General features: G+C 61.7%; 24 protein-coding genes and 3 tRNA genes. 19 read left to right on the forward strand and 8 right to left on the reverse strand.

The features are described 5' to 3' along the window. The 4 genes from Q0Z71_RS08525 to Q0Z71_RS08540 form a co-directional block, all read right to left on the reverse strand. Complete coding sequence (locus Q0Z71_RS08525) at positions 1 to 483, reverse strand: gamma carbonic anhydrase family protein (protein WP_298020896.1); 483 nt, start codon at positions 481 to 483, stop codon at positions 1 to 3. A gap of 45 nt (positions 484 to 528) precedes the next feature. Further along, a complete protein-coding gene (locus tag Q0Z71_RS08530) occupies positions 529 to 1,761 on the reverse strand; it encodes an aminopeptidase (protein WP_298020978.1) in 1,233 nt (410 codons plus the stop codon). Between the two features lie 143 nt (positions 1,762 to 1,904). Further along, positions 1,905 to 2,759: a YihY/virulence factor BrkB family protein gene (locus Q0Z71_RS08535; RefSeq protein WP_298020899.1), complete on the reverse strand. Its 855-nt coding sequence runs from the start codon at positions 2,757 to 2,759 to the stop codon at positions 1,905 to 1,907. 63 nt (positions 2,760 to 2,822) lie between these two features. Next, a complete protein-coding gene (locus Q0Z71_RS08540) occupies positions 2,823 to 3,158 on the reverse strand; it encodes an arsenate reductase family protein (protein WP_298020902.1) in 336 nt (111 codons plus the stop codon). A 228-nt stretch (positions 3,159 to 3,386) separates the two neighbouring features. Between Q0Z71_RS08540 and Q0Z71_RS08545 the strand changes: the two genes are divergently transcribed. From Q0Z71_RS08545 to Q0Z71_RS17110, 6 genes are all read left to right on the forward strand, one after another. Further along, positions 3,387 to 4,103: an NAD-dependent protein deacylase gene (locus tag Q0Z71_RS08545; RefSeq protein WP_298020905.1), complete on the forward strand. Its 717-nt coding sequence runs from the start codon at positions 3,387 to 3,389 to the stop codon at positions 4,101 to 4,103. 237 nt (positions 4,104 to 4,340) lie between these two features. Beyond that, complete coding sequence (locus Q0Z71_RS08550; RefSeq protein ID WP_298020908.1) at positions 4,341 to 5,729, forward strand: citrate/2-methylcitrate synthase; 1,389 nt, start codon at positions 4,341 to 4,343, stop codon at positions 5,727 to 5,729. 123 nt (positions 5,730 to 5,852) lie between these two features. Next, positions 5,853 to 5,938, forward strand: a tRNA-Leu gene (locus tag Q0Z71_RS08555). A 25-nt stretch (positions 5,939 to 5,963) separates the two neighbouring features. After that, positions 5,964 to 6,051 (forward strand) — tRNA-Leu (locus tag Q0Z71_RS08560). 64 nt (positions 6,052 to 6,115) lie between these two features. Then, positions 6,116 to 6,203, forward strand: a tRNA-Leu gene (locus tag Q0Z71_RS08565). 1,292 nt (positions 6,204 to 7,495) lie between these two features. Continuing rightward, positions 7,496 to 8,470, forward strand: a complete 975-nt coding sequence (locus Q0Z71_RS17110; RefSeq protein WP_363316695.1) for an SMI1/KNR4 family protein — start codon at positions 7,496 to 7,498, stop codon at positions 8,468 to 8,470. Between the two features lie 132 nt (positions 8,471 to 8,602). Here the strand turns inward: Q0Z71_RS17110 and mgtE are convergent, their stop codons facing one another. The 3 genes from mgtE to trkA all read right to left on the reverse strand — a co-directional run bounded on the left by mgtE (position 8,603) and on the right by trkA (position 13,165). Beyond that, positions 8,603 to 9,952, reverse strand: coding sequence for a magnesium transporter (gene mgtE / locus Q0Z71_RS08580; protein ID WP_298020915.1), 1,350 nt, complete (start codon positions 9,950 to 9,952; stop codon positions 8,603 to 8,605). 374 nt (positions 9,953 to 10,326) lie between these two features. After that, positions 10,327 to 11,790, reverse strand: a complete 1,464-nt coding sequence (locus Q0Z71_RS08585; protein WP_298020918.1) for a TrkH family potassium uptake protein — start codon at positions 11,788 to 11,790, stop codon at positions 10,327 to 10,329. 13 nt (positions 11,791 to 11,803) lie between these two features. Next, positions 11,804 to 13,165 (reverse strand): Trk system potassium transporter TrkA, encoded by a 1,362-nt coding sequence (gene trkA, locus Q0Z71_RS08590; protein WP_298020921.1) that lies wholly within the window; start codon positions 13,163 to 13,165, stop codon positions 11,804 to 11,806. Between the two features lie 470 nt (positions 13,166 to 13,635). On the opposite strand from trkA, the gene acpP reads away from it, so the two are divergent. The 13 genes from acpP to Q0Z71_RS08655 all read left to right on the forward strand — a co-directional run bounded on the left by acpP (position 13,636) and on the right by Q0Z71_RS08655 (position 24,165). Continuing rightward, a complete protein-coding gene (acpP, locus tag Q0Z71_RS08595) occupies positions 13,636 to 13,866 on the forward strand; it encodes an acyl carrier protein (protein ID WP_298020924.1) in 231 nt (76 codons plus the stop codon). Between the two features lie 59 nt (positions 13,867 to 13,925). Continuing rightward, a complete protein-coding gene (locus Q0Z71_RS08600; RefSeq protein WP_298020927.1) occupies positions 13,926 to 14,336 on the forward strand; it encodes an acetyl-CoA carboxylase biotin carboxyl carrier protein subunit in 411 nt (136 codons plus the stop codon). After that, positions 14,330 to 15,721 carry an acetyl-CoA carboxylase biotin carboxylase subunit gene (accC, locus tag Q0Z71_RS08605; RefSeq protein WP_298020931.1) on the forward strand — a complete coding sequence of 464 codons (1,392 nt, stop codon included), beginning with the start codon at positions 14,330 to 14,332 and terminating at the stop codon, positions 15,719 to 15,721. The genes Q0Z71_RS08600 and accC overlap by 7 nt, the downstream gene beginning before the upstream one ends. Next, positions 15,718 to 16,572 carry an acetyl-CoA carboxylase, carboxyltransferase subunit beta gene (gene accD / locus Q0Z71_RS08610; RefSeq protein ID WP_298020934.1) on the forward strand — a complete coding sequence of 285 codons (855 nt, stop codon included), beginning with the start codon at positions 15,718 to 15,720 and terminating at the stop codon, positions 16,570 to 16,572. The genes accC and accD overlap by 4 nt, the downstream gene beginning before the upstream one ends. Beyond that, positions 16,569 to 17,393, forward strand: coding sequence for an acetyl-CoA carboxylase carboxyltransferase subunit alpha (locus tag Q0Z71_RS08615; protein WP_298020939.1), 825 nt, complete (start codon positions 16,569 to 16,571; stop codon positions 17,391 to 17,393). Before accD ends, Q0Z71_RS08615 begins: the two co-directional genes overlap by 4 nt. Beyond that, the gene (locus Q0Z71_RS08620) at positions 17,390 to 18,337 is read left to right on the forward strand and encodes a beta-ketoacyl-ACP synthase 3 (protein WP_298020942.1); all 948 of its coding nucleotides are present in this window, start codon (positions 17,390 to 17,392) and stop codon (positions 18,335 to 18,337) included. Before Q0Z71_RS08615 ends, Q0Z71_RS08620 begins: the two co-directional genes overlap by 4 nt. A gap of 571 nt (positions 18,338 to 18,908) precedes the next feature. Continuing rightward, positions 18,909 to 19,850, forward strand: a complete 942-nt coding sequence (locus Q0Z71_RS08625; RefSeq protein ID WP_298020945.1) for a nitronate monooxygenase — start codon at positions 18,909 to 18,911, stop codon at positions 19,848 to 19,850. 43 nt (positions 19,851 to 19,893) lie between these two features. Beyond that, positions 19,894 to 20,019: a hypothetical protein gene (locus Q0Z71_RS08630; RefSeq protein WP_298020949.1), complete on the forward strand. Its 126-nt coding sequence runs from the start codon at positions 19,894 to 19,896 to the stop codon at positions 20,017 to 20,019. Next, entirely contained in the window at positions 20,016 to 20,957 is a 942-nt protein-coding gene (gene fabD / locus Q0Z71_RS08635) for an ACP S-malonyltransferase (RefSeq protein ID WP_298020953.1), read from the forward strand. Before Q0Z71_RS08630 ends, fabD begins: the two co-directional genes overlap by 4 nt. After that, positions 20,954 to 21,697: a 3-oxoacyl-[acyl-carrier-protein] reductase gene (gene fabG / locus Q0Z71_RS08640; RefSeq protein ID WP_298020956.1), complete on the forward strand. Its 744-nt coding sequence runs from the start codon at positions 20,954 to 20,956 to the stop codon at positions 21,695 to 21,697. Before fabD ends, fabG begins: the two co-directional genes overlap by 4 nt. Before the next feature lie 241 nt (positions 21,698 to 21,938). Next, a complete protein-coding gene (gene fabF, locus Q0Z71_RS08645; protein ID WP_298020959.1) occupies positions 21,939 to 23,180 on the forward strand; it encodes a beta-ketoacyl-ACP synthase II in 1,242 nt (413 codons plus the stop codon). Between the two features lie 2 nt (positions 23,181 to 23,182). Next, complete coding sequence (fabZ, locus tag Q0Z71_RS08650) at positions 23,183 to 23,614, forward strand: 3-hydroxyacyl-ACP dehydratase FabZ (protein WP_298020981.1); 432 nt, start codon at positions 23,183 to 23,185, stop codon at positions 23,612 to 23,614. A 77-nt stretch (positions 23,615 to 23,691) separates the two neighbouring features. Beyond that, a complete protein-coding gene (locus Q0Z71_RS08655) occupies positions 23,692 to 24,165 on the forward strand; it encodes a MarR family winged helix-turn-helix transcriptional regulator (RefSeq protein ID WP_298020961.1) in 474 nt (157 codons plus the stop codon). 117 nt (positions 24,166 to 24,282) lie between these two features. Here the strand turns inward: Q0Z71_RS08655 and gluQRS are convergent, their stop codons facing one another. Continuing rightward, the gene (gene gluQRS, locus Q0Z71_RS08660) at positions 24,283 to 25,227 is read right to left on the reverse strand and encodes a tRNA glutamyl-Q(34) synthetase GluQRS (protein ID WP_298020963.1); all 945 of its coding nucleotides are present in this window, start codon (positions 25,225 to 25,227) and stop codon (positions 24,283 to 24,285) included. Between the last annotated feature and the right edge of the window lie 223 nt (positions 25,228 to 25,450).

The following is a 25,450-nucleotide window of genomic DNA, read 5'->3' on the forward strand; positions in this document are numbered from 1 at the left end:
TCAGCCCCTGCGGTAATGCTCCGCCGCGTGGAGATAGCCCTTGGCGGACCGGCGGTTGCCCTCGATCTCCGCCTCGGTCAGGGGACGGACCACCTTGGCGGGGCTTCCCAGGATCATGGAGCCGGCAGGGGCGTCCATCTTGCCGGTGACCAGCGCCCCGGCGCCCACGATGCAGTCGTCCCCAATCTTCGCGCCGTTCAGGACCACCGCGCCCATGCCGATGAGCACATTGTCTCCCACGGTGCAGCCGTGGACAATGGCGTTGTGGCCGATGGTGCAGCCCGCGCCCACCACTGTTTCCTCATGGAGAACGGCGCCGTCCTGGATATTGGTGTCCTCGCCCACTACGATAGCGCCCTCGTCGCCCCGGAGGACGGCGTTGTACCACACATTGACGCCCCTGCCCAGGGTCACATCCCCGGCGACACGGGCACCGTCGCAGATCAAAACATCCTCGTCGGAAACTCTCAACTGATATGCCATATCGATTACCTCTTTCTGATGTATGGCGGGAGCATCTCCCGCCGCTTAGATATCCGGTGCGAAATTGCCGTTTATGAATACCGGGACCTCCCGGCCGTCGTGGGTGGTGCCCACGATGGACAGGTCAGGCGTTCCCACCATGAAATCCACATGGGTGATGGAGTCGTTCAGGCCCCGGGCTTTCAGCTCGTCCTTGCTCATCTGCTGGCCGCCCTTCAGGCAGGGATATGCCTCGCCGAAGGCGATGTGGCAGGCGGCGTTCTCATCGAACAGGGTGTTGTAGAACAGGATCTTCTGGTTGGAGATGGGACTGTCATAGGGCACCAGGGCCACCTCGCCGAAGAAGCTGGCGCCCTCGTCCACGGAGATGGCGGCCTTCAGGGCCTCCTCGCCCTGCTCCGCGTGGGCCTCCACGATCCTGCCGTCCTTCACCACGAAGTGGAATTTGTCGATGATGGTGCCGTCGTTCACCAGGGGCATGGCGGAGTACACCACGCCGTTGACGTCGGTTTTCAGGGGAGAGGTGAAGATCTCCTCCGTGGGGATGTTGGCGATATACGCCTGACCGGAGAGGGTCACATCGTTGCCCGCCTCCCAGATATGGCCCTCCGGCAGCTCCACCGTCAGGTCGGTGCCCAGGGAGTTGGTGTAGTGCAGGGATTTGAAGTTCAGAGCGTTCAGCTTTTCCATCCGCTCATGGAGGGTGGCCAGGTGCGCCTGCCACTTCTCCACCGCCTTTCCGTCGCCGCTGATGCGGACGGCGGCAAAGATGGCGTTCCACAGCTTCTCCATGGCCACGTCCTCCGGCACGCCGGGGAACACAGTCCCGGCCCAGCTGGGGATGGGGATGGAGGCGATGCACCAGGGGAATCCGCTGCACATCTGCAAACGGTCAAAGTCCTTCAGCGCCTTTCCGCTGGCCTGCTGGGCGCGGATGATGCGCCCCGTGTCCACGCCCTTGAAATTCTCCGGGTCCGAGGCGGAGATCGCCAGATAGGCCGCGCCCTCCAAGGCGTGGTCATTGAAGAAGTGCCGGCGCCAGAGGGGCACCTCGTCGAAGATCTCCTCCTCCGCGTGGAGGTATTTCATCCGGGCCATGGCGTCGTCGTGCCAGTTCATGACCACCTCTTTGCACCCGACGGCGTAGGCCTCCTCCGCGCACATCCGGGCAAAATAGGCGCACTCCACAGGGGAGGAGATCACCAGCCGCTGGCCCTTCTGCACGTTCAGACCCACCCGCACCAGCAGGCTGGCATATTCCTTCAGTTTTTCTTCCATCAAGATCGGTCCATCCTTTCTGAACAGGTTCCTGCTTAATATGTGTATTTTAGAGCATTTTACCAGCAATGTAAAGAAAAGGGTGTCGGGATTCAAAAAACGTTTACGATTTCGCGGAAAAGAGCCGGACGGCGTCCGGCTCCTCAGCGCTGTTTTTCTCTCTCCTTGCGCAGACTGATCAGCATCCCGTTCAGCTCCGCGCCCATGATCAGGGTCATGGAGGTCATATTCAGCCAGATCAGCAGCACGATCACCGTTCCGATGGAACCGTACAGCAGAGAGTAATGGGCGATGTTCTCCACATACCATGCGTACAGCCAGCTCAAGCCCATCCACGCCGCCAGGGCCGCCAGAGTCCCGGGCCAGATATTCCGCCAGGGCTGGCGGCTGTCCTGGGCCAGGGCGTACAGAAAGAACAGGGCGAAATACCCCACCACCGCCACCACGGGGAACCGCAGTCTGGCCCACAGCTCCGCGATGAAAACCGGCAGGTGGAAATGGGCGACGGCATACGCCAGGATCCGGTCGCTGACGGTCATCAGCGTCAGGGTCATCGCGATGGCGACGATCAGCAGCACCGTGTACAGCAGGGTCTTCAGCACGTGGGTCACCGCCCCCGGAGGCGGTCCCAGGTGGTAGGCCGTCCGCACGGACCGCATCAGGGAATTGGTGGCCCGCATGGGGAAATAGATGGAAAACAGCAGGCCGAACACCAGCAGCTGGGGACTGGGAGCGGCTCCCACATAGGTCAGGTACATCTCCACAAAATCCACGATCTCCCCCGGGAGAAATTCCTCCAGTGCCGTCAGGATCGCCGCCACATCCAATTGCAGCAGGCCCAGCAGGGCGCTGATAAAGATCAGAAACGGAAAGAGCATGAACAGCAGATAAAACGCCAGGGCGGCGCTCTGGTTCCCCACATTATGGCGCAGATACCGCTGGACCAGCAGATACGGTCCCCGCCAAAAGCGGCTGCGCGGCATAGCCGGTATTTTCACAGTCACTCCCCCCTTCTCTTACAGTATATGCAAAATTCGGAAAAACCGGCGGGGACGGCCCTGTCACTCCCACTTAACCCAGACCTCCGGGCAGTATCCCACCGTGGCCTCTCTGCCGTTTCGGACGATAGGCGCCATAAATAGCTCTGGATGCTCCAGGAGCTTCTCCTCCTGGGCGTCCGGGGTGATGTAGGCCATGTAGAGGTCCTCATAGGCCCGGCATTTGGTGTTTACCAGGGCTTCAAATCCAACTTTTTGCTTGACGGACTGGTACTCCCGGGGGGATAATCCCTTTGAGGGCAGGTCGATGTACTGGTATTTGATGCGGCGCTCCTTGAACCACCGCTCCGCCTTTTTGGTGTCAAAGGATTTCGAGGTGCCGAAGATCTGGATATTCATGGAAATTCTCCTTTTGTGAAGTGAGGTTGGATTGCATGAAACGTGTTCTGCGGTGCGCGCTGCCGCTGCCCTGCGCCAATGCCGCGCTTTCCCTTGACGGAGCCTGCGTGCCCGGACATCTCCAGCGGGCGCTCCGGTTCCGGGGATGGTTCCTGGGTGATCTGCTGCTCTGGGGCACAGAGCTGGCATTCTCGTATATCTACTTATACATGGTAAGGAGGGGTCTTGATGACGGAAACAGTCAAAAAGCTAAAAGAATGGGTGGACGGCTCCGACAACATCGTCTTTTTCGGCGGGGCCGGGGTCTCCACGGAATCCGGCATCCCGGATTTCCGCAGCACCGGCGGCCTGTACCACCAGGAATGGAAATATTCGCCTGAGGTCATTTTAAGCCATACCTTTTACGAAAGCAACCCCGAAGAGTTTTTCCGCTTCTACCGGGCCAAAATGCTGGCCCCGGACGCCAGGCCCAACGCCGCCCACAGAAAGCTGGCGGAGTGGGAGGCCCAGGGCAAGCTGAAGGCCATCGTCACCCAGAACATCGACGGGCTCCACCAGGCCGCCGGCAGCAGGCGGGTCCTGGAGCTCCACGGCAGCGTCCACCGGAACTACTGTGAGCGGTGCGGCAAATTTCACGGTCTGGACTTCATCCTCCGCAGCGAGGGCGTCCCCCGCTGTGAATGCGGCGGCATCGTGAAGCCGGATGTGGTGCTGTATGAGGAGGGACTGGACCAGAAAACGCTGGACAACGCCCTCCAGGCCATCGTCAACGCCGACCTCCTCATGATCGGCGGCACCTCCCTGAACGTCTATCCCGCCGCGGGACTGATCAACTACTACCAGGGGCACAAGCTGGTCCTGCTCAACAAGTCTCCCGTCGCCCGGGACCTGTCCGCCGGCCTGGTCATCACCGATCCCATCGGCGAAGTCCTGTCACAACTGTAACCGCCTGTCTTTGTATAAAACGACAAATGTCCGTCCAAAAACGACGCCATTCCCCGCCGGGTGGCGTCGTTTTTACCAAATCAGTTTTTCCAAAATGCAAGATATCCGTTTATTTGATGCATTTTTTGTGGGAATATCCTGAATATTCGTTGTTTTACCCATTGAAAATGAAAGTCATCAGTGTTAATATTGCAATAAAATCACCGGCGCAGGCCGTTCCCGAAAGGAGTCCCCGCTATGATCTGGAAAGAAAACCGGGAGAACGCTTACTGTGAGATCACCCCTGCCATTCTGGCGCTGAAGGAACAGTGGGAGAAGAAGAACTACATCGACCCCCGGCTGTATAAGGAGTACAATGTGAAGCGGGGCCTCCGCGATGAGGATGGCCGCGGTGTTCTGACCGGGCTGACCCGGGTGGCCGAGATCCAGTCCTACAACGTCTTATCGGACAGCGACGGGCATGAGCGGATCACCCCTGACGACGGCGTGCTGTACTACCGCGGCATTGACTGCCGGGAGATCGTCACCGGCTCGGCAAAGCGGGGACGCTTTGCCTATGAGGAGGCGGCCTATCTGCTGCTGTTCGGCGAGCTGCCCACAGAGGAACAGCTGCAGGACTTCTGCGTCCAGCTGGCCTCCTACCGCACTCTGCCCACCAACTTCTTCCGGGACATCATCATGAAGGCGCCTCCCAAGGACCTGATGAATACCATGCAGCGGGGCATTCTGAGCCTCTTCTGCTATGACGACAAGCCCAACGACATCGGCCTGGAGAATGTGCTGCGCCAATGCCTCCAGCTGCTGAGCAACATGCCGGTGCTGGCGATCTACGCCTATCAGGCCTGGCGGTACAGCCAGGGCGAGAGCCTGTTCATCCATGTGCCTCTGCCGGAGCTGTCCACGGCGGAAAACTTCCTGCGGATGCTGCGGGAGGACCGCAGCTACACCAAGTTGGAGGCCCGGACGCTGGATGTGGCGCTGGTGCTCCACGCCGACCACGGCGGCGGCAACAACTCCACCTTCACCAATCACGTGGTCACCTCCTCCGGCACGGACACCTATTCCGCTATTGCCGCGGCCATGTCCTCCCTGAAGGGCCCCCGCCACGGCGGCGCCAACAGCAGGGTCATGGCCATGATGGACGATATCAAGACCCATGTGCGGCACTGGGACGACGAGGGCTGTGTGGCGGATTATCTGACGAAGATACTGAACAAGGAGGTCTTTGACCGCAGCGGCCTGATTTATGGCCTGGGCCATGCCGTGTACACCAAAACAGACCCCCGGTGCGAGGTGTTCCGGAATTACGTGCAGCGGCTGGCGAAGGAGAAGGGCCGCGGCCAGGAGCTGGCACTTTATGAGAATGTGGAAAGGATCGGCAAGGAACTGCTGATGGAGCGCCAGCACAAGACCGCCCTCTCCACCAACATCGATTTTTACAGCGGCTTCGTCTATGAGATGCTGGGCCTGCCCATGGAGCTTTATACCCCGCTGTTCGCCGTGGCCCGGATCTCCGGCTGGAGCGCCCACCGCATGGAGGAGCTGTCCAGCGGCGGCAAGCTGATCCGGCCCCGGTATGAGTGTGTGGAGGAGCACCGCTCCTATATCCCCATGGAAAACCGCTGAATGCCTTCCCCGCCGGTTTCTCCGGCGGGGAAAAATTTTTAGAAAAAGCGGAAATTTTGGGTTGACAAAGGCGGCGGTTCTGGCTATAATAATCAAGCAGTCTTTTCCGGGGGACAGTCATTTGCGGCTGTGCTGGAACTGGTAGACAGGCCAGCTTGAGGTGCTGGTGTCAATTCGACGTGTGGGTTCAAGTCCCGTCAGCCGCACCAATTTCCTCTTAAAAGACTTCGATGCGCGCGAGTGGTGGAATTGGCAGACTCGCTAGATTCAGGTTCTAGTGTCCATTACGGACGTGCGGGTTCAAGTCCCGCCTCGCGCACCAAAAATCCCACTGGAGACACAGGTTTCCGGTGGGTCCCCTTAGAGGGGCAACTGCATATCGTAACGCGCGAGTGGTGGAATTGGCAGACTCGCTAGATTCAGGTTCTAGTGTCCATTACGGACGTGCGGGTTCAAGTCCCGCCTCGCGCACCAGCTCAGAAAAAGCCCTAAGGCGATGAAAAGGCCTTAGGGCCTTTTCATACGCCGGACGTGCTTTTTCTTCGCTTCCGACCGCGATTCGCTCCGCTGGATTCGCGGTCGGATAGGGCGGGACTGTGTAAAAAAGTATCTTTCTCTTCTTGGTACAGCTCAGGAATTCCCAACACCGTTCCGTTTCCGGTTCCGCCGAAAACTGCACTCTGTTGGGAATTCCTTCGCTTTCGACCGCGGACCGCTTCGCTGGGTTCGCGGTCGAGGGGACGGGGGATGTGGCCCGTTGAACGGGAGATCGATTTTAACCGCATATTGCAGATAAATCGGCAAACTTCGACAAGGAGTTTGTCGATTTTCTTTTACCCTTTATTTTCTCCTGGCGATGTGATATGTAAAAGCGGCATTGTGAAGGTAATTGTTATGTTGAAAAAAGTAAATAATATTTTGAACATAGTAGTTGCTTCATTCATCGGAGTTTTCATTGGACATGGTATATATGTATTCTGGAATTATAAAACACATCCCGATTTGTATGCTATGCTGTCAGCGCCATGGTACATGAGCATTTTAGTTTATCTCATATTTACGATTGTTCTTTTGGCAGCAGCTATTATAAAGCTGATGATTCGGAGGAAGCTAAAGTAAATTCCAGTTTGCAGCTCCGATGCATGAAGCTATTGTGGCACAAAGGTTTTCAGTAAAAAAAGTCTTTTTATAGCATGGAGTCAAAAGGAAAAGACGGGCATAGCCCGTCTTTTCCTTTTGGTGCCTTCCCGGTTTGCCCTTGGCAAACCGGGCCGCTGCGGCGGGCTGATTAAAATCGTGCAGGAAAACCCTGACGGTTTACTGCGCGCTAAGAGCCGGGCCTCGCCCGGTTGCACGTTGGCACACTCTGCGGAGCAGTCCTGCACACACCCTTTCCCTCCGAAATTTGATACGCCCTGACTTACGGCGAGGCTTCTTAGCTGGACAGAGGATTTCTTCGCTTTCGGCCCCGGCTTGCTCCGCTGGATTCGCGGCCGAAAAAGGATGGGAATGCGGCCTGTCTATTCAAAGAATGACTTTGACCGCTTCCTTTACATCTTACTGAAGGCGTGCTATACTTGACGCAATAAAAAGGATCTGATCGATAAAACGATAACATGGAAACACAGCGGCGCAGTTCGGACATGAACGGGGAGCCGGCTTGCGTCCGCGGTGTTCGGGAGGGCTGTTGGAAGCCGCGGAACGACCGGAGGCGGCAGGAGATGAACAGCCAGCGCTTCTGCCGGAATCGATGGAGGAAATATAAAATGTATTTTGAGGGCTTTGATCTTACAAATTTCTGGGACGACTGCGACTATGCGAAAAAGGCGTACATCGAAGCGGCGCCCAGCGACGAGCTGATCGCCAGCGTGGAGCAGGAGCTGGGCTACAAGCTGCCTGGGTCCTACATTTGGCTGATGAAGCGGCACAACGGCGGACTCCCCGTCAACACCTGCTTCCCCACCAGCTCTCCCACCAGCTGGGCCGAGGACCATATAGCCATTACCGGGATCATGGGCATTGGCCGGGAGAAGCCGTACTCCCTTTGCGGCGAGCTGGGCAGTCAGTTTATGATCGACGAGTGGGAGTACCCCGCCATCGGCGTGGCCATCTGCGACTGCCCCAGTGCGGGACATGACATGATTTTCCTGGACTACCGGGAATGCGGCCCCCAGGGGGAGCCAAAGGTGGTCCATATCGATCAGGAATATGACTATGAGATCACCCCGCTGGCGGACACCTTCGAGGACTTCATCCGGGGACTGGTGAACGAGAAGGTCTACGAGCCGGACCCGGAGGAGGAAAAGGCGGAGGCGCTGGAAATGGCGCGGACCGCGCCCTTTTCTCCGCTGCTGGCGGAGCTGTGTCAGCAGAGCGGCGAGCCGGAGGCAGTGGAGCGGCTGATCCGGGGGCTGGCGGTCCAAATCGTGGAGGACAAGGGCTATTTCGCGCTCCACGGGGACGAGAACTCCTGCCAGCTCTATGACATCCAGTTCTGGCTCTATGAGAATGCCCATCCCGGCGTGACGGAGCAGGCGTACCTGAAGGAGTTCCCCAACATGATCGTTTGCGGCGGGGCTTTTTCCACCGGCGGCTACGCCCCCAGCTTTGTGGAGGACTGGCTGAAAAGCCGGAAGAAGGCGGGGGTGATTTTCAAGCGGGATGGCGGATTGTGGATGTCCAAGGCCGCCAAGACAGCGCTGCGGGAACAGCTTCTCCATGTCCCGCCGCTTTCGCTGTAAGGCGCGGGATAGCAGCTTACGCCGTGCAAGCCCTGACGAAGGTCTTTTCAGCGGATCGGGGCGCTGCGGCGGAACGGTCAAAATCGCACAAAAAAACGGCTTGTTTCCGCAAGCCGTTTTTTGCGCGTTTATTCAGATTCGCAGCAGCTGCTTTGCGATGCTGAAATAGATCATCAGGGACAGGGCGTCAACAATGGTGGTGATGAGCGGTGCCGCCATGATGGCGGGGTCCGCCTTGATGAGCCTTGCCGCCATGGGCAGCAAGCCTCCCACAGTCTTGGCGATGACCACGGTGGCAAAGAGGGCCAGCGTCACCGTCAGGGAGATCATTTCGCTGCCGGGGAACTGCAATGCCAGGCGGGCAAAATTCACCGCCGCCAGCGCGGCCCCCACCACGACGCTGACCCGCAGCTCCTTCCAGACGACCTTGGGAAAGTCCGCCGGGGCGATCTCCCCCACGGCCATGCCGCGGATGACCAGCGTACTGCTCTGACTGCCGGCGTTTCCGCCGGTATCCGTCAGCATGGGGATAAAGGTCACCAGCAGCGGCAGCACCGCGAAGGCCTCCTCGTACCGGCCCAGGATCCCCCCGGTGATCATGCCGGAGACCATCAGGACCATCAGCCACAAAATGCGGTTTTTCGCCAGGGCGAACACGCCGGTCTTCAAATACGGCTTTTCCGACGGCGCCATGGCCGCCATCTTCTCAAAGTCCTCGGTGGCCTCCTCCTCCATTACGTCCATCACATCGTCCACCGTGACGACGCCCACCAGGCGGCCCTCCCGGTCCACCACCGGCAGGGTCAGAAAGTCATAGCGCATCATCCGGTTCACGGCCAGCTCCTGGTCGTCCGTGGTCTGGGCGGTGATCACATCCGGCTCCATCAGGTCCCCGATGCACTGTCCGTCGTCGGCTAGCAGCAGCTGCCGGAGGGTCACGACTCCCTCCAGCCGCCGCTGTCCATCCGTGACATAGCAGGTGTAGATGGCCTCGCAGTCCGCCCCCATTTTGCGGACCCGGCGGATGGCCTCGCCGGCGGTGGCGGCTTTATTCAGGTCGATGAACTCCGCCGTCATGATGCTGCCCACGGCCCCCTCGGGATACTGCAAAAACTGGTTGATCAGCCGCCGGGTCTCCGGCCGGGCCTGTTTCAGCACCCGCCGGACCACATTGGCGGGCAGCTCCTCCAGCATATCCACCGCGTCGTCCACGAACAGGTCCTCCACGATCTCCGACAGCTCCTGGTCCGTGATGGACTCCACGATGACCTGCTGGGCCTCGGGAAACAGGTTGGAAAACACCTCCGCGGCCTGCTCCTTGGGCAGGGTCCGGAATGCCAGGACCGCCTGCTCCTGGGGAAGCTCCTCCAAAAAGCCCGCCACATCCACCGCGTTTTCCGCCGCCAGCGCCTCCCGCAGCTCCCGGAAGCGCTTTGCGCAAAGCAGTTCCCCGCAGTTGAAAAACACCTTCTTGTTCTCCATCAGATACCTCCTTTTTCAAGCAGGAAGTCTCTGGACAGACAAACAAAGCCGCACCGGCGCCCCCTGAAAAAGGCGGCGCCTGTGCGGCGGCAGTCCCATACAGAGGGGCAGGCCCCCTCTCAGCATCCTATGTCCGGAAAGGGACGCGCGGACGCTGTATGGAAATGTCGCTGTCTATTCGGAAACTTCGATTGTCAGCGTCCAAGTACCTTTCCTCCTTTTTTGCCAAATAGGCCCCCGTTTATACCAGGGGTCTTTGTTAGAATATCACATTGTTCTCCCGCTTTCAAGCCAAAAATCCGCCCTCCGGCGGAAGGGACGGCAAAAAAGCGTGCGCCCCCTATAGGGAACGCACGCTTTTTTCCTTGGGATGATCACAGTGTGGGCTTGCGAAACACCAGCCGGCGCTTCCAGATGGAGGGAGCGAACAGCAGCAGCATGGGGAAGATCTCCAGGCGGCCCACCAGCATGTTGAAGGACAGCAGCAGCTTGGACGCCGGGGAAAACGCGGCAAAGCTCCCCATGGGGCCCACGACCTCCAGGCCGGGGCCGATGTTGTTGATGCAGGCGGCCAGAGCGGTGAAGGTGGTGATCAGGTCGAACTGCTCCAGGGACAGCAGCAGGAAGGACGCCACAAACACCAGAAGATACACGGAGATATAGACATGCGCGCCCCGGATATTTTTGTCCGTCAGGGGCTTCCCCTCCAGCCGGACCGTGGTCACCGCGTTGGGATGCAGCATCTTCCGCATGTCGGCGATGGAGGATTTGACCAGGATCAAAATGCGGGACACCTTGATGCCGCCGCCGGTGGAACCGGCGCAGGCGCCGACGAACATCAAAACCACCAGAATGGCCTTGGAAAATGTGGGCCAGGCGTTGAAGTCCACCGTGCTGTATCCGGTGGTGGTGATGATGGAGGACACCTGGAAAAAGGCGTGGCGCAGGCTGGTGGCGGCAGAGCCGTAGAGGGGAAGAATGTCCGCGGCGATGGCCAGCACGGCTGCCGCCACGATCAGGAGATATGCCCGCAGCTCCTCGGACCGGAACACCTCCCGGAACCGCCGGATCAGCAGGAAGTAATACAGGTTGAAATTCACGCCGAACAGCAGCATGAACACCCCGATCACAATGTCATAATAGGCGTTCTGATAGGCGCCGACACTGAGGGCGCGGCTGCTGAAGCCGCCGGTGCCCGCCGAGCCGAAGGCGTGGACGCAGGCGTCGAACAGCGGCATCCTTCCCGCCAGCAGCAGCAGGATCTCAAGGACGGTCATGACCAGGTAGATGCCATAGAGGATCTTGGCGCTGTCGCTCATGCGGCTGACCAGCTTGCCCACGGAGGGGCCGGGCACCTCCGCCCGCATCAGGTGCATCCCATGGCCGTCGGTCATGGGCAGGATGGCCATCACGAACACCAACACGCCCATGCCGCCCACCCAGTGGGTGAAGCTGCGCCAGAACAGGCCGCCGCGGCTCAAGCTCTCCACATCCGTCAGGATGCTGGCGCCGGTGGTGGTGAAGCCGGACACGGTCTCAAAAAACGCGTCCACAAAATGGGGGATATCCCCCGATATGACAAAGGGCAGCGCGCCAAAGATGGACAGAGCGATCCATGCCAGGGCCACCACCGCCAGGCCGTCCCGAGCATACAGGGCCGTGCGCTTGGGCCTTCGCCCGCTGAGCGCCAGTCCTGCCAGGACCAGTGCCAATGCCGGGAACAGAAACGGGGCAAGCGGTTCTCCATACAGCAGCGCCGTCACCGCAGGCAGCATCAGGAGCGCCGCCTCTGTCAGCAGGATGCGGCCGATGACAAAGCCGATCATTTGGTAATTCATCCGTCCGCCGCCTTTACTCCAAAATATCGTGGATGTCCTGGAGCGTCATGTCCGTGGTCACCACGATCACATCATCATGCAGGCACAGCTCATCATTGCCGGAGGGGATCACGATGCGGCCGTTCTGCCGGACGATGCCCGCCAGCAGAATGCCGCTTTTCAGCTTCAGGTCCTTCAGCGGCACCCCGATAAAGGGCACATCCGCGGTCACGCCGAACTCCAGGGCCTCCACCGCGCCGTCCACCAGGCGGTGGAGCGTCTTGATCTTGGCGCCGGAGGCGCTCTCCATGGCCCGGACATATTGGATGATCAGCTCCGTGGTCACGCTCCGGGCGGATACCACGCTGTCGATCATCCCCTCGTTGGACACCAGGTCCACCAGGGACTTCCGGTTGATCTTCGCCACCACCTTGCAGTTCTCCGCCTGCTTGGCGGCGCTCATGGACATGAGAATATTGGCCTCGTCGATGCCGGTGATGGCCACAAAGGCGTCCGTCTGCTCGATGCCCTCCTCGTGGAGCAGCTCGCTGTCTGTTCCGTCGCCCACGATGACCAGCGCCCCGGGCAGGCGCTCGCTCATCTGGATGCAGCGCTGCTCGCTCTGGTCGATGATCTTGACGGACATCCCCATCTCCAGCAGCTCCGACGCCAGATAATAGCAGATCTTGCTGGCGCCCACGATCATGACCGAGGACGCACGGTCGCGGAACACGCCCAGGGACCGGAAAAACTGGGACAGCTGGTCCGAGGAGGAGGTCAGATAGATCTTGTCGCCGGACCGCAGGGTGAAGTCGCCGGAGGGGATGATGGTCTCCCCCTTCCGGGCAACGGCGCAGATCAGCACCCGGACCCGGATATTCTTATAGAGGTCGGACAGCTGCATCCCATGGAGGGCCGAGTCCTCCGGCAGGCGGTATTCCACCAGCTCCAGCCGCCCCTTGGAGAAGGATTCCACCTTCATGGCGGCGGGGAAGCGCAGCACGCGGGCGATCTCCCTGGCGGCGGCCTTCTCCGGGTTGATGGACATGGACAGGCCCAGCTCGTTCCGCATGAACCGCAGCTGTTTTTCATACTCCGGATTGCGGATGCGGGCGATGGTGTGTTCCACGCCCAGCTTCTTGGCCACCAGGCACGCCAGGATATTGATCTCGTCGCTGGAGGTCGTGGCGATCAAAAGGCCGGCCCTGCCGGTCTCCGCCTCCTTCTGCACCTCATAGCTGGCGCCGTTGCCGCAGACGCCCATCACGTCGTAGATGTTGATGATGTTGTCGATCAGCTGGGGATTCTGGTCGATGACCGTGACCTTATGTTCTGCGGAAAGCTGCTGCGTCAGCGCCGAGCCCACTTTGCCGGCGCCTACGATAATGATTCTCATGCTGCTGCCCTCGATTTCTCTTCATTCCATCCGGGCGCGGCACGCCCGAATGTCTGTACTGTATAGGATTATACTTGATGCGGTTGAAAAAGGGAATACTTTTTTCCGCTTCACCGGTCACTTTTCACGTTTCTCCCCTCCCATTTCCTGCTATGCCGGGGACATCTGAAGAGAGAAGGGCCTGATCCCCCGTGTCCCGCCAGGGCCGCCTGCGCCTGTACGCCTCCATCCACGCCCGAAAGGACTTCTATAATCAAATCACTTGAAAAGTGGATCTGCCACTTTTCAAGTGATTTGATTATATTGATAAGCGATTCCCCGCCAAGGCCGCCTGTACAGGCGGCCTTTTCCGATGCGCGGAAAATTTTTCTTGACAAACAGCGGCTGCCTGCATAGAATATATTCAATTATTTTATTTAAATCTTTTTAATTAAAATAATTTAAATTTCGACATACAAGGAGCAACCGATATGGAATTTGAGAAAGTGCGCGATGTGATCGTGGAAACACTGGGCTGTGACGCGGAGCAGGTCACCATGGAGGCCTCTCTGGCCGGCGATCTGGGTGCCGACTCCCTGGCCTCCGTGGAGCTGACCATGGCCCTGGAAGAGGCCGCCGGCATCTCCATTGAGGACGAGGCCCTGTCCACCTTCAAGACGGTGGGCGATATCATGGCCTACCTGAACAGCCGCAAGAACTGACGTTCTCCCCGCCGGAGCCCCCTCCGGCGGGCTGACTTTCCGTGGAGAAAGGACGCACCATGACCAATCAAGAGATCTTTTCCCTGATGGACCGCTTTGAGGCCAGCACCCTCCAGAGTATGAAGCTGTCCACCCAGGAGCTTTCCATAGAGCTGACCAGGGGCGGCACGCCTGCCGCAGCCCCTGTGTCCGCAGCCCCATCCGCTCCCGTCCCCGCGCCCGTCTCAGAGGAATTCTCCGTCAAGGCGCCGCTGGTGGGCACCTTTTACGCCGCTCCCGCGCCGGACCAAGCGCCCTTTGCGGCGGTGGGCGACCACGTAAAAAAGGGGCAGACCGTCTGCCTGATCGAAGCCATGAAGATGATGAGCGAGGTCCCCGCCCCCTGTGACGGTGTGATCGAGGCGGTGCTGAAAAGCAGCGGCGACCTGGTGGCCTTCGGGGAGCCGCTCCTGCGTTACAAACCATGCTGAAGCGGGTCCTGATCGCCAACCGGGGCGAGATCGCCCTGCGCATCCTGCGGGCCTGCCGGGAATTGGATATCGAGACGGTGGCTGTCTACTCCGAAGCGGACGAAGAAGCCCTGCATGTCCAACTGGCGACACAGGCGGTATGCATCGGACCTGCCCGGGCCTCAGGCAGCTATCTGAACCAGGACGCCCTGCTGACCGTGGCCAAGGCCACCGGCTGCGACGGCGTTCATCCCGGCTACGGATTTTTGTCGGAAAATCCGGACTTTGCCGACGCCTGCGCCGCAGAGGGGCTGACCTTTATCGGCCCCTCCGGGGGAACCATCCGGAAAGCCGGTTCCAAATCCACCGCCCGGGAGATCATGCGGGCGGCGGGTGTGCCCGTGACTCCCGGCTCCGGCGGCCCCGTGTCCTCCGTGGAGGATGCATTGGCCGCCGCCGATGCCGTGGGCTGGCCGGTCCTGCTGAAATCCAGCGCCGGGGGCGGCGGCCGGGGCATCCGCCGCTGTGACGGTCCGGAGGCCCTTCCCGCCGCGTTTTCCGAGGCAAAGGCCGAGGCCAAGGCCTGCTTCGGCAAGGACGAGATGTATCTGGAAAAGCTGGTCCTGCGGCCCCGGCACATCGAGTTTCAGATCCTGGCGGACCGCCAGGGCCATGTGATCCACCTGGGAGACCGGGACTGCTCTGTTCAGCGTCGGAATCAAAAGCTCATGGAAGAGGCTCCCGCCCGGTGCCTGACGCCGGACCTGCGCGCCCGGATGGGGGCGGCCGCCGTCCGGGCGGCCGGCGCCGTGGGTTATGAGGGCGCGGGCACGGTGGAGTTTCTGCTGGACGCCGGCGGAGAGCACTTTTACTTCATGGAGATGAACACCCGCATCCAGGTGGAGCACGGCGTCACCGAGCTGGTGACCGGCGTGGACCTGGTGCGCCAGCAGCTGCGCATCGCCTCCGGCCTGCCGCTGGACATCGCCCAGGAGGATATCCATCTGGAGGGCCACGCCATGGAGTGCCGCGTCAACGCGGAGGACCCGGCGCAGGACTTCCGCCCCTGCCCCGGCAGGGTGGAATTTCTCCACCTTCCCGGCGGCGCCGGGGTCCGGGTGGACTCCTGTCTGTACAATGGATGCACGCTGCCCCCCTATTACGACTCCCTGGCGGCCAAGCTGCTGGTCCACGCCCCCACCCGGCTGGAGGCCATCCGCAAAATGCGCCGCTGCCTGGAGGAGTTCACCCTGGAGGGCTTCCCCACCAATGCGGAGCTGAGCTATCAGATCCTGTACCACCCCACTTTTGTCCGGGGCGGCTGCACCACGGCCTTTCTGGACGAGAGCCTGCCGGATCTGCTGGATTTCAGCCGCCGGATCCGGGAAAAGGAGGGCAACCCATGAACAGTATTTTTGCCAAGCGCCGGGCGCGGCTCCTGGCCATGAAAGCCATCCGGGACAACTATGTCCCCAGCGGCAGGCTGGTCTCCTGTCCCCATTGCGGCCAGGAGAGCGAGCGGAAGGCAGTGGCCCAGGGCCTGTCCGTCTGTCCCAAATGCGGATACCACTTCCCCATCGGCGCCTATTACCGGCTGAGTACCATCCTGGACCCCGGCTCCTTCCGGGAGCTGCATGAAAAGCTGCCAGCCGGAGATCCCCTGTCCTTTCCCGGCTACCGGGAAAAGCTCTCCGCCGCCCAGCGCAAGACTGGTCTCACCGAGGCCGCCATCACCGCCGCCGGGGCCATCGGCGGCTGCAAATGTGTGGTGGGCGTGCTGGACAGCCGGTTTCTGATGGGCAGCATGAGCGCCGCCGTGGGTGAGAAGATCACCCTGGCCATCGAGTATGCAGCAAAGAACAAGCTGCCCCTGGTCCTCTTTGCCGCCAGCGGCGGCGCCCGGATGCAGGAGGGCATTTTGTCCCTGATGCAGATGGCGAAGACCAGCGCCGCCCTGGCCCGGTTTTCCGCAAAGGGCCTGCTGTATATCTCCGTCCTGACAGAACCCACCACCGGCGGCGTCACCGCCAGCTTCGCGTCCCTGGGGGATATCATTCTGGCGGAGCCAGGCGCTCTTATCGGCTTTGCCGGTCCCCGCGTCATCCAGCAGACCATCGGCCAGACCCTGCCGGAGGGCTTTCAGCGGGCGGAGTTTCAGGAAAAGCACGGCTTTGTGGATGCCGTGGTGCCCCGGACCGAGATGCGGGACACCCTGTCCCAGCTGCTGCGGCTGCACCAGAGAGGAGGCCTCTCATGAACATACGGACTGCCGCGGAACGGGTAGCCATCGCCCGGCATCCCCAGCGGCCCCATATCACGGACTATATCCAGGCCCTGTTTACGGACTTTTTCGAACAGAGGGGCGACCGCCTCTGCGGCGAGGACCCCGCCGTTCTGGGCGGCATCGCCCTGTATCACGGCCGTCCTGTCACAATCGTCGGCACCCGCAAGGGAAAGACCCTGGAGGAGAATCTCCAATGCAATTTTGGGATGCCCAACCCGGAGGGCTACCGCAAAGCCCTGCGGCTGATGCGGCAGGCGGAGAAATTCCGCCGTCCCGTCATCACCTTCATCGACACCTCCGGCGCCTATCCCGGCCTGGGGGCCGAGGAGCGGGGCCAGGGGGAGGCCATCGCCCGGAACCTGATGGAGATGAGCCGTCTGACAGTCCCCGTCATCGCCGTCATCACAGGCGAGGGCAACAGCGGCGGCGCGCTGGCCCTGGCCGTGGCCGACCGGGTGCTGATGCTGGAAAACGCGGTGTACGCCATCCTCTCCCCGGAGGGGTTCGCGTCCATCCTGTGGAAGGATGCGGCCCGGCACGGGGAGGCCTGTGAACTGATGCATCTGACGGCCCCGGACCTGCTGCGGATGCAGGTCATCGACGGCGTCATCCCAGAACCGGCGGGCGGCGCCCACACGGCCCCAACCGCCGCTATGCGGACGGTGGACCGCTGCCTGTACCGCCATCTGGCGGAGCTGTCCAAGGAGAGCGGCGCGACCCTGGCCGCGGCCCGGTATCAGAAATTCCGGCGGATGGGCGCTCCCATCCAGAGCGGACAGAAGGAGGAGCTATGAACGGGATCAAACTCAAGGGCATGGGCCGCTGTGTTCCGGAAAAGATTGTCACCAATCAAAGCCTTGCGGAGATCGTGGATACCAGCGACGAATGGATCACCAGCCGCACCGGCATCCAGCGCCGCCGCCACTGCACTGCGGAGACTCACACCAGCCTGTGCGCCGATGCCGCCCGGGCGGCTCTGGCCCGGTCCGGTGTGACGCCGGACCAGATCGGCGCCTGCATCGTGGCCACGGTTACGTCGAACACCCTTGTCCCCTCCGCCGCCTGTCTGCTCCAGCGGGAGCTGGGCCTGCCCACGGACATCCCCTGCTTTGATCTGAACGCCGCCTGCACCGGCTTTCTCTTCGCTCTCCACACCATGGAGTGCCTGTTGAATGCCTCGCCCCGGAAATTCGGCCTGGTGGTGGGCTGCGAGGTCCTGAGCCGCCTCATTAACTGGGAGGACCGGAGCACCTGCATCCTCTTCGGAGACGGCGCGGGCGCCGCCGTGGTGGAGTGCCGGGCGGGTTGGCCCTCTATCGGCGCCGTGCTGGGTACCCGGGGAGACGACGAACTGCTGCGGGTCCCCGGTGTGGAGACCGGCCCACGGAATTTTATCTCCATGGAGGGCACCAAGGTATTCAAATTCGCCGTGGAGATCGTGCCCTGGTGCATGGACTGGGTCCTGCAAAAAGCGGGCATAACGGTGGATGACGTGGATTTTTTCGTCTTTCACCAGGCCAACGCCCGCATTATCGACCTGGTGGTGCGGAAATACCGCATCCCCCCGGAGAAATATTATAAAAACATCGCCGAGTACGGCAACACCTCCGCCGCCAGCATCCCGCTGGTCCTCAGTGAGCTGCAGGACCTGGGCAGGATCGGCCCAGGCTCCCGCATACTGGCGGTGGGCTTTGGCGGCGGCCTCACCTGGGGCGGCGCGCTGGTGGAATTCGCGTAAGAAGTCCGGCGCCGCCCGGCACAGAACAAGGAGCAATCTATGAAAAAGTTGAACGAGATCCTAGGCACCGAATTTCCCTTCATCCAGGGCGGCATAGCCAACATTGCCACCGGCGAATTCGCCGCCGCCTGAGCGCCCCACAAAATCTGGCGATTTTGCGGGGACCCCGCATTTCACTCAAATGGGCAGGCAAAGCCCGCCCATTTCAAGGTTTTTGCCTTCGGCAAAAACACTTGTACGCCGGACTCCCGGCGCCGCCCCTTTGGGGCGGTCCATGCCGCCCGGCACAAAACAAGGAGCAGCTTATGAAAAAACTAAACGAGATCTTAGGCACCGAATTTCCCTTCATTCAGGGCGGCATGGCCAACATCGCCACCGGCGAATTCGCCGCCGCCTGAGCGCCCCACAAAATCTGACGATTTTGCGGGGACCCCGCATTTCACTCAAATGGGCAGGCAAAGCCCGCCCATTTCAAGGTTTTTGCCTTTTGCAAAAACACTTGCACGCCGGACTCCCGGCGCCGCCCCTTTGGGGCGGTCCATGCCGCCCGGCGCAGAACAAGGAGCAGCTTATGAAAAAACTAAACGAGATCTTAGGCACTGAATTTCCCTTCATCCAGGGCGGCATGGCCAACATCGCCACCGGCGAATTCGCCGCCGCCTGCTCTAATGCGGGGGCGCTGGGCGTCATCGCCACCGGCGGGATGCTGAAAGCCGACCTCCTGCGCCAGCAGATCCACATCTGCAAAAGCCTGACCGACAGGCCCTTCGGCGTCAATCTGATGCTGATGAATCCCTGCGCCGACGAGATGGCCCGGATCATCATGGAAGAGGGCGTCCAGGTGGTCACCACCGGGGCGGGCAGTCCCGGCAAATACATCCCCGCCTGGAAAGAGGCGGGCATCAAGGTCCTGCCGGTGGTGGCGGCCTCCATCCTGGCAAAGCGGCTGGTGCGCGCCGGAGCCGACGCTATCATCGCCGAGGGCACGGAGTCTGGCGGCCATGTGGGGGAGATGACCACCATGGCCCTGGTGCCCCAGGTCATCGACGCGGTGGATGTGCCCGTGATCGCCGCCGGCGGCATCGCCGACGGGCGGCAGCTGGCCGCGGCCTTTGCCCTGGGGGCCTGCGGCGCACAGGTTGGCACCTGCCTGCTGGTGAGCCGGGAGTGCCCCATTCACGAGAACTACAAACAAGCCCTGTTAAAGGCCAAGGACAGCGACACCACCGTAACAGGCCGCTCCATCGGCGGCCCCGTCCGGGTGCTGAAAAACAAGATGGCCCGGGAATACCTGGCCCTGGAAAAGCGGGGCGCCACGTTGGAGGAGCTGGAGGCCGTCACCCTGGGTGGCCTGCGCCGGGCGGTGTTCGACGGCGACATGGACCGCGGCAGCATCATGGCGGGCCAGGTGGCCGGTATGCTTCGCGAGATCAAGCCCCTGCGGCAGATCTTCGAGGAGCTGTACAGCCAGAGCCGCGCCGTTCTGGAGGCGGCGGGCAGAGAATGGCTGTGACGATCCGGGGAAAACGCTGCCCCTCCCCATTTTGCAGGGCGGCATGGGCGTGGGCGTCAGCCTGGACCGTCTGGCGGGCGCCGTGGCCGCCTGCGGCGGCATGGACACCCTTTCCACGGTGAAGGCGCAGATGGACCAGATCATGAACGAATGGAGGCTTACCGGATGAAGCTCGGTTTTTTATACGCCGGACAGGGCAGCCAGCACCCGGGCATGGGCGCCGATCTATATGAGGCATTTCCCACATTTCGAGCAATTTTTGACCGCGCGGACGGGGATGTGGATTTTGATTTGAAGCAGACCTGCTTCGCAGACCCGGAGAAGAAACTGGACCAGACCCAGTACACCCAGCCCTGCATGGTGGCCTTCGCCGCCGGACTGACCGCGGTGCTGCGGGAGCAGGGCGTCGTGCCCGCTGCCGCCGCGGGCCTGTCCTTGGGCGAGTATTCCGCCCTCCACGCCGCCGGGGTGTTCGACGCCTCCGCCGCTGTCAAGCTGGCGGCCTTCCGGGGCCGGGCCATGGAGGCGGCCGCGGAAGGCCGCGAATCCGCCATGATGGCGGTGCTGGGCCTGGAACGTGAGATCCTGCAGGCGGCCTGCGACAGCGCCTCCGAGTTGGGCACCGTGGTCATTGCCAACTACAACTGTCCGGGACAGCTGGTCATCGGCGGCGAAAAAGCCGCCGTGGAGAGGGCCGCCGCCCTGGCAAAGGAACAGGGGGCCAGGCGGTGCCTGCCCCTGAAGGTCAGCGGCCCCTTCCACACGCCCCTGATGGCCCCGGCGGGAGAGGCCCTGCGGGACTATTTTCGCTCCATCCATTTTGCCGAGCCGGATATCCCCGTCATTTTCAACTGCCTGGGAGATGGGAAGCCGGAGGGGACCCCGATCCAGGACCTGCTGGTCCGGCAGGTCCAGAGCAGCGTGCTGATGGAGGACAGCATCCGCCGCATGGCCGCCATGGGCGTGGACGCCATGGTGGAGATCGGTCCCGGTAAGGCCCTGACGGGCTTTGTCCGGAAAACAGTGCCGGAGATGTCCGTCTGCCCGGTGGAGACCGCGGCGGACGTGGAGGCTCTGGTGCAGCGCGTAAAGGAGAACGACAGATGAATTTTGCTGGAAAGACCGCCGTCGTCACCGGCGGAAGCAGGGGCATTGGCCGGGCCGTCTGCCTGGAGCTGGCCCGGGGCGGCGCCAACGTGGCGCTGTGCTATGCGGGAAACGAGGCGGCGGCCCTGGATACCGTATCCGCCTGTGAATCATCCGGCGGCCATGCCGCGGCGGTGCGGTGCGACATATCGGACAGCGGGCAGGTCAGGGACCTGATGGACACCGTTCTCCGGGAATTTGGCCGCATCGACATTCTGGTGAACAACGCCGGCATCACCCGGGACGGCCTGCTCATGACCATGAAGGAACAGGACTTCGACGCTGTGATCAACACAAATTTAAAAGGCACGTTTCTGTGTATGAAGGCCGTGGCCCGCGTCATGATGAAGCAGCGGTACGGCCGCATCGTGAACATCAGCAGCGTGGTCGGCCTGCGGGGCAACGCCGGGCAGGTGAACTACGCCGCCAGCAAAGCGGGCGTCATCGGCATGACCAAATCCCTGGCAAAGGAGTTGGCCTCCCGGGGTGTCACGGTAAACGCCGTAGCCCCCGGCTTCATCGGAACGGACATGACCGCCGCCATGCCGGAGGCCGCCAGATCCGCCGTTCTGTCCGCCATCCCCATGGGACGGCTGGGCGGACCGGAGGACGTGGCAAAAGCCGTGGCCTTCCTGTCCAGCGGGGAAGCCGCCTACATCACAGGGCAGGTGCTGGCTGTGGACGGCGGGATGAGCATGTGAGACCCACAGGAGGGCGCCGCTCTGCGGGTGCCTCCACTATAATCAAATAACTTGAAAAGTGATACATTCACTTTTCAAGAGTCACAGCGCATGTGCGCTGTGACAGGCCGCGGTCCGCGGCCTTGATTTGCATTTCATAGTCAATCACTGTGCGCTTTACGCGCAGCGGGCATCGCCCGCTTGAAAAATCCCATGGGATTTTTCAAGTTCATTGACGATATCATCAAGGAGGTAAACCTCTATGAATCGACGCAGAGTCGTCATCACCGGCCTGGGGGCCGTCACCCCCATCGGCCTGACCGCGCCGGAGAGCTGGCAGGCCGTGAAAAACGGCGTGTGCGGCGTGGCGCCCATCACCCAATTTGACCCCGCCGGCATGAAGGTCCATCTGGCCGCCGAGGTCAAGGGCTTCGATCCCGAGAACTATATGACCCGGCAGGAGGCCAAGCACATGGGCCGCTTCACCCAGATGGCCCTGGTCTCCGCCATGGAGGCCCTGTCCGACGCCGGATTTCAAATGGAACAGGCGGACCCGGACCGCTGCGGCGTCATCATCTCCAGCGGCATCGGCGGTCTCAGCATCACCGAGGCAGAGCACGACCGGGGCCTGGCCCGGGGCTGGGACAAGGTGTCCCCCTTCTACATTCCCACCGGCATCAGCAACATGGCCGCGGGACAGGTGGCGATCTCCACCCGCTTTCAGGGCCTGTGCACCTGTCCCGTCGCCGCCTGCGCCGGCGGCACCTACGCCGTGGGCGACGCCTTCCGCTGCATCCGGGACGGCTATGCCGACGCCATGCTCTGCGGCGGCACGGAGGCGGCGGTGACGCCCCTGGCCATCGGCGGCTTCACCGCCATGCGGGCACTGGCGCAGACCGGCGACCCCGCCCGGGCCTCCATCCCCTTTGACAAGGAGCGGAGCGGGTTCGTTCTGGGAGAGGGGGCGGCCGTGCTCCTGCTGGAGGAGCTGGAGCACGCCCAGGCCCGGAACGCCAAGATCTACGCGGAGGTCCTAGGTTACGGCGCCACCTGTGACGCCTATCACATGACCGCCCCCCGGCCGGACGGCAGCGGCGGCGCCAAGGCCATGGCCCTGGCGCTGAAGGACGGCGGTACAGCGGCGGACCAGGTGGACTATATCAACGCCCACGGCACCTCCACCCATCTGAACGACGCGGGGGAGACCGCCGCCATAAAAGCGGTGTTCGGCGGGCACGCCTACAAGCTCGCCGTCAGCTCCACCAAATCCATGACCGGCCATATGCTAGGGGCCGCCGGCGCGGTGGAGGCGCTCTTCACCGCTCTGGCGCTGAAGGACGGCTTCATCCCCGCCACCATCAACTACCGTGTCCCCGATGGGGACTGCGACCTGGACGTGGTGCCCAACACAGGCCGCGCCGCCGATATCCGGTACGCCCTGTCCAACTCCCTGGGCTTCGGCGGGCACAACGGAAGTCTTCTGTTCAGGAGGTGGGAGGCGTGAGCATGCAGTATGATTCCGATCAGATCGCGCAGATCCTGCCCCACCGCTATCCCTTCGCCCTAGTGGACCGCATCGTGGACGGCGAGCCCGGCAAGTGGGCCAGGGGCATCAAGTGCGTCACCACCAACGAGCCGTTTTTCCAGGGCCACTTCCCCCAGAAGCATGTGATGCCGGGGGTCCTGCTCATTGAGGCCATGGCCCAGGTGGGCGGCGTGGCCATTCTGGCCCTGCCGGAAAACCGGGGAAAGCTGGCCTTCCTGGGCCGGGTGCATGACGCCCGCTTCAAGCGGCAGGTGGTCCCCGGCGATGTGGTGGAGATGGAGTGCGTGCTGACGAAGCAGCGGGGCCCCGTGGGCGTGGGACAGTGCCGGGCAGCGGTGAACGGCGAACCGGCAGTGACCGCGGAGCTGACTTTTGCCATCAGCGCAGAATAACTGTTGCCGTTTTTCCGCAGAATTGCTATACTATATGAAAACGAGACAACAACACTGTGGGAAAGCGGGCGGCCGGTATGCTGAAATACGCATTCTTTAATGTATACACCAAATTCAAACTGCACTTCTACCAGGAGATCTTCCAGCGCTTCCAGAGCCGGGAAGCCAGCTTGACCACGGTGGAGACCTTCTGCGTGGAGACCATCCAGGCCCTGGGCAGCCCCACGGTGAACGAGTTCGCCACCTTCATGCGCATCTCCCCGCCCAACGCGGCCTATAAGGTCAACAGCCTGGTGAAAAAGGGCTATATCCGCAAGGTCCAGTCCCCCTCCGACCGCCGGGAATACCACCTGGAGGTCACGCAGAAATATATCGACTACTACAATATCTCCACCTCGTACATGGTGGAGGTCATGGAGCGCATTGCCCGGCGCTTTTCGACGGAGGAATGCGCCAAGCTGGAGGAGATGCTGACCATCGTCAGCCGGGACCTGATGCCGGAGGTCGCCATCCCGGATATCAAAATGACAGAGTATAGTCAATTAATTTGAAAAATCGCATGGGATTTTTCAAGCTGGCGATGCCCGCTGTGCGTAAAGCGCACAGTGATTTGATTATAAAACGAAGCCACGGACCGCCGGTCCGTGGCTTTGTCTCTGTTCCTTTGTCTATGCAAACAGTCCCGCCGGGATGCGGATATCCTCTTTTGGCACTCTGTCCCAGCGGAAATCCGCCAGCAGGGCTTCGGCGGTCCTTGGCTCCGCCGCGGGATTGAAGCCCGCCAGATACGCCAGCCTGCCCAAGACCTCCGCCGCGGTCAGCCGGTCCCGCAGGCTGTCCAGCCCCGCGTCGGCGTCCCGTTTGGACAGCCGCCGCCCGTCCGGGGCCAGCAGCAACGGAAAGTGGATAAACGCCGGGGCAGTCAGCCCCAGCAGCCGGTACAGGTAGAGCTGCCGGGGGGTGGAGTCCAGCAGGTCCGCTCCCCGGACCACCTCCGTCACGCCCATGGCAGCGTCATCCACCACCACAGCCAGCTGATAGGCGAACATCCCGTCGGACCGGCGCAGCAGGAAATCTCCGCAGTCCCGGGCCAGATTCTCCGCATACGGCCCCATGTGGCCGTCCGTGAAGCCCCAGGCCGCATCCGGCGTCACCAGCCGCAGGGCCGGGGCGCGCCGTTTCGCCCTTTCCGCGGCCTCTGCCGCCGTCAATCCCCGGCAGGTCCCGGCATAGACCACCTGGCCGTCCCCCCGGTGGGGCGCACTGGCGGCGTGCAGCTCCGCCCGGGTGCAGAAGCAAGGATACACCAGGCCCCGCGCCTCCAGCTTTTCCAGAGCCGCCTGATACAGCGCCGTCCGCTGGCTCTGGTAATAGGGGCCGTCCGGCCCGCCCACGGAGGGGCCTTCGTCCCAATCCAGTCCCAGCCACCGGAGGTCCTCCTCCATCTGGTCCGCGTAGCGGCGGGGGCAGCGGGCGGTGTCCAGGTCCTCGATGCGCAGGACCACCCTGCCGCCCTTCTGCCGGGCGCTGAGCCAGGCCAGCAGGCAGCAGAGGATATTTCCAAGATGGATGCGCCCGCTGGGCGAGGGGGCGAAACGGCCTACGGTCTGCATGACTGGGTGCTCCTTTCAGTGAGATCTTCTCTATTATAGCGAAGGGAGCGGCGCTCCGCAAGGTCCTCCCGCATTCCCCGAAGCGGCGGATGTAAGTTTGGCAAACATAGTGGAATCCTACAACAACGATAAGCAGGGGCCCGGCAAAGGGAGTGTCCAAAATAAAGATTTGATGATATAATAAGGGATATGAGGAAACAGACAAAAGAGGCATGGAAGAAAT

It is taken from the genome of uncultured Dysosmobacter sp., from assembly GCF_947631635.1.
In the GTDB taxonomy this organism is placed as follows: Bacteria; Bacillota; Clostridia; order Oscillospirales; family Oscillospiraceae; genus Oscillibacter.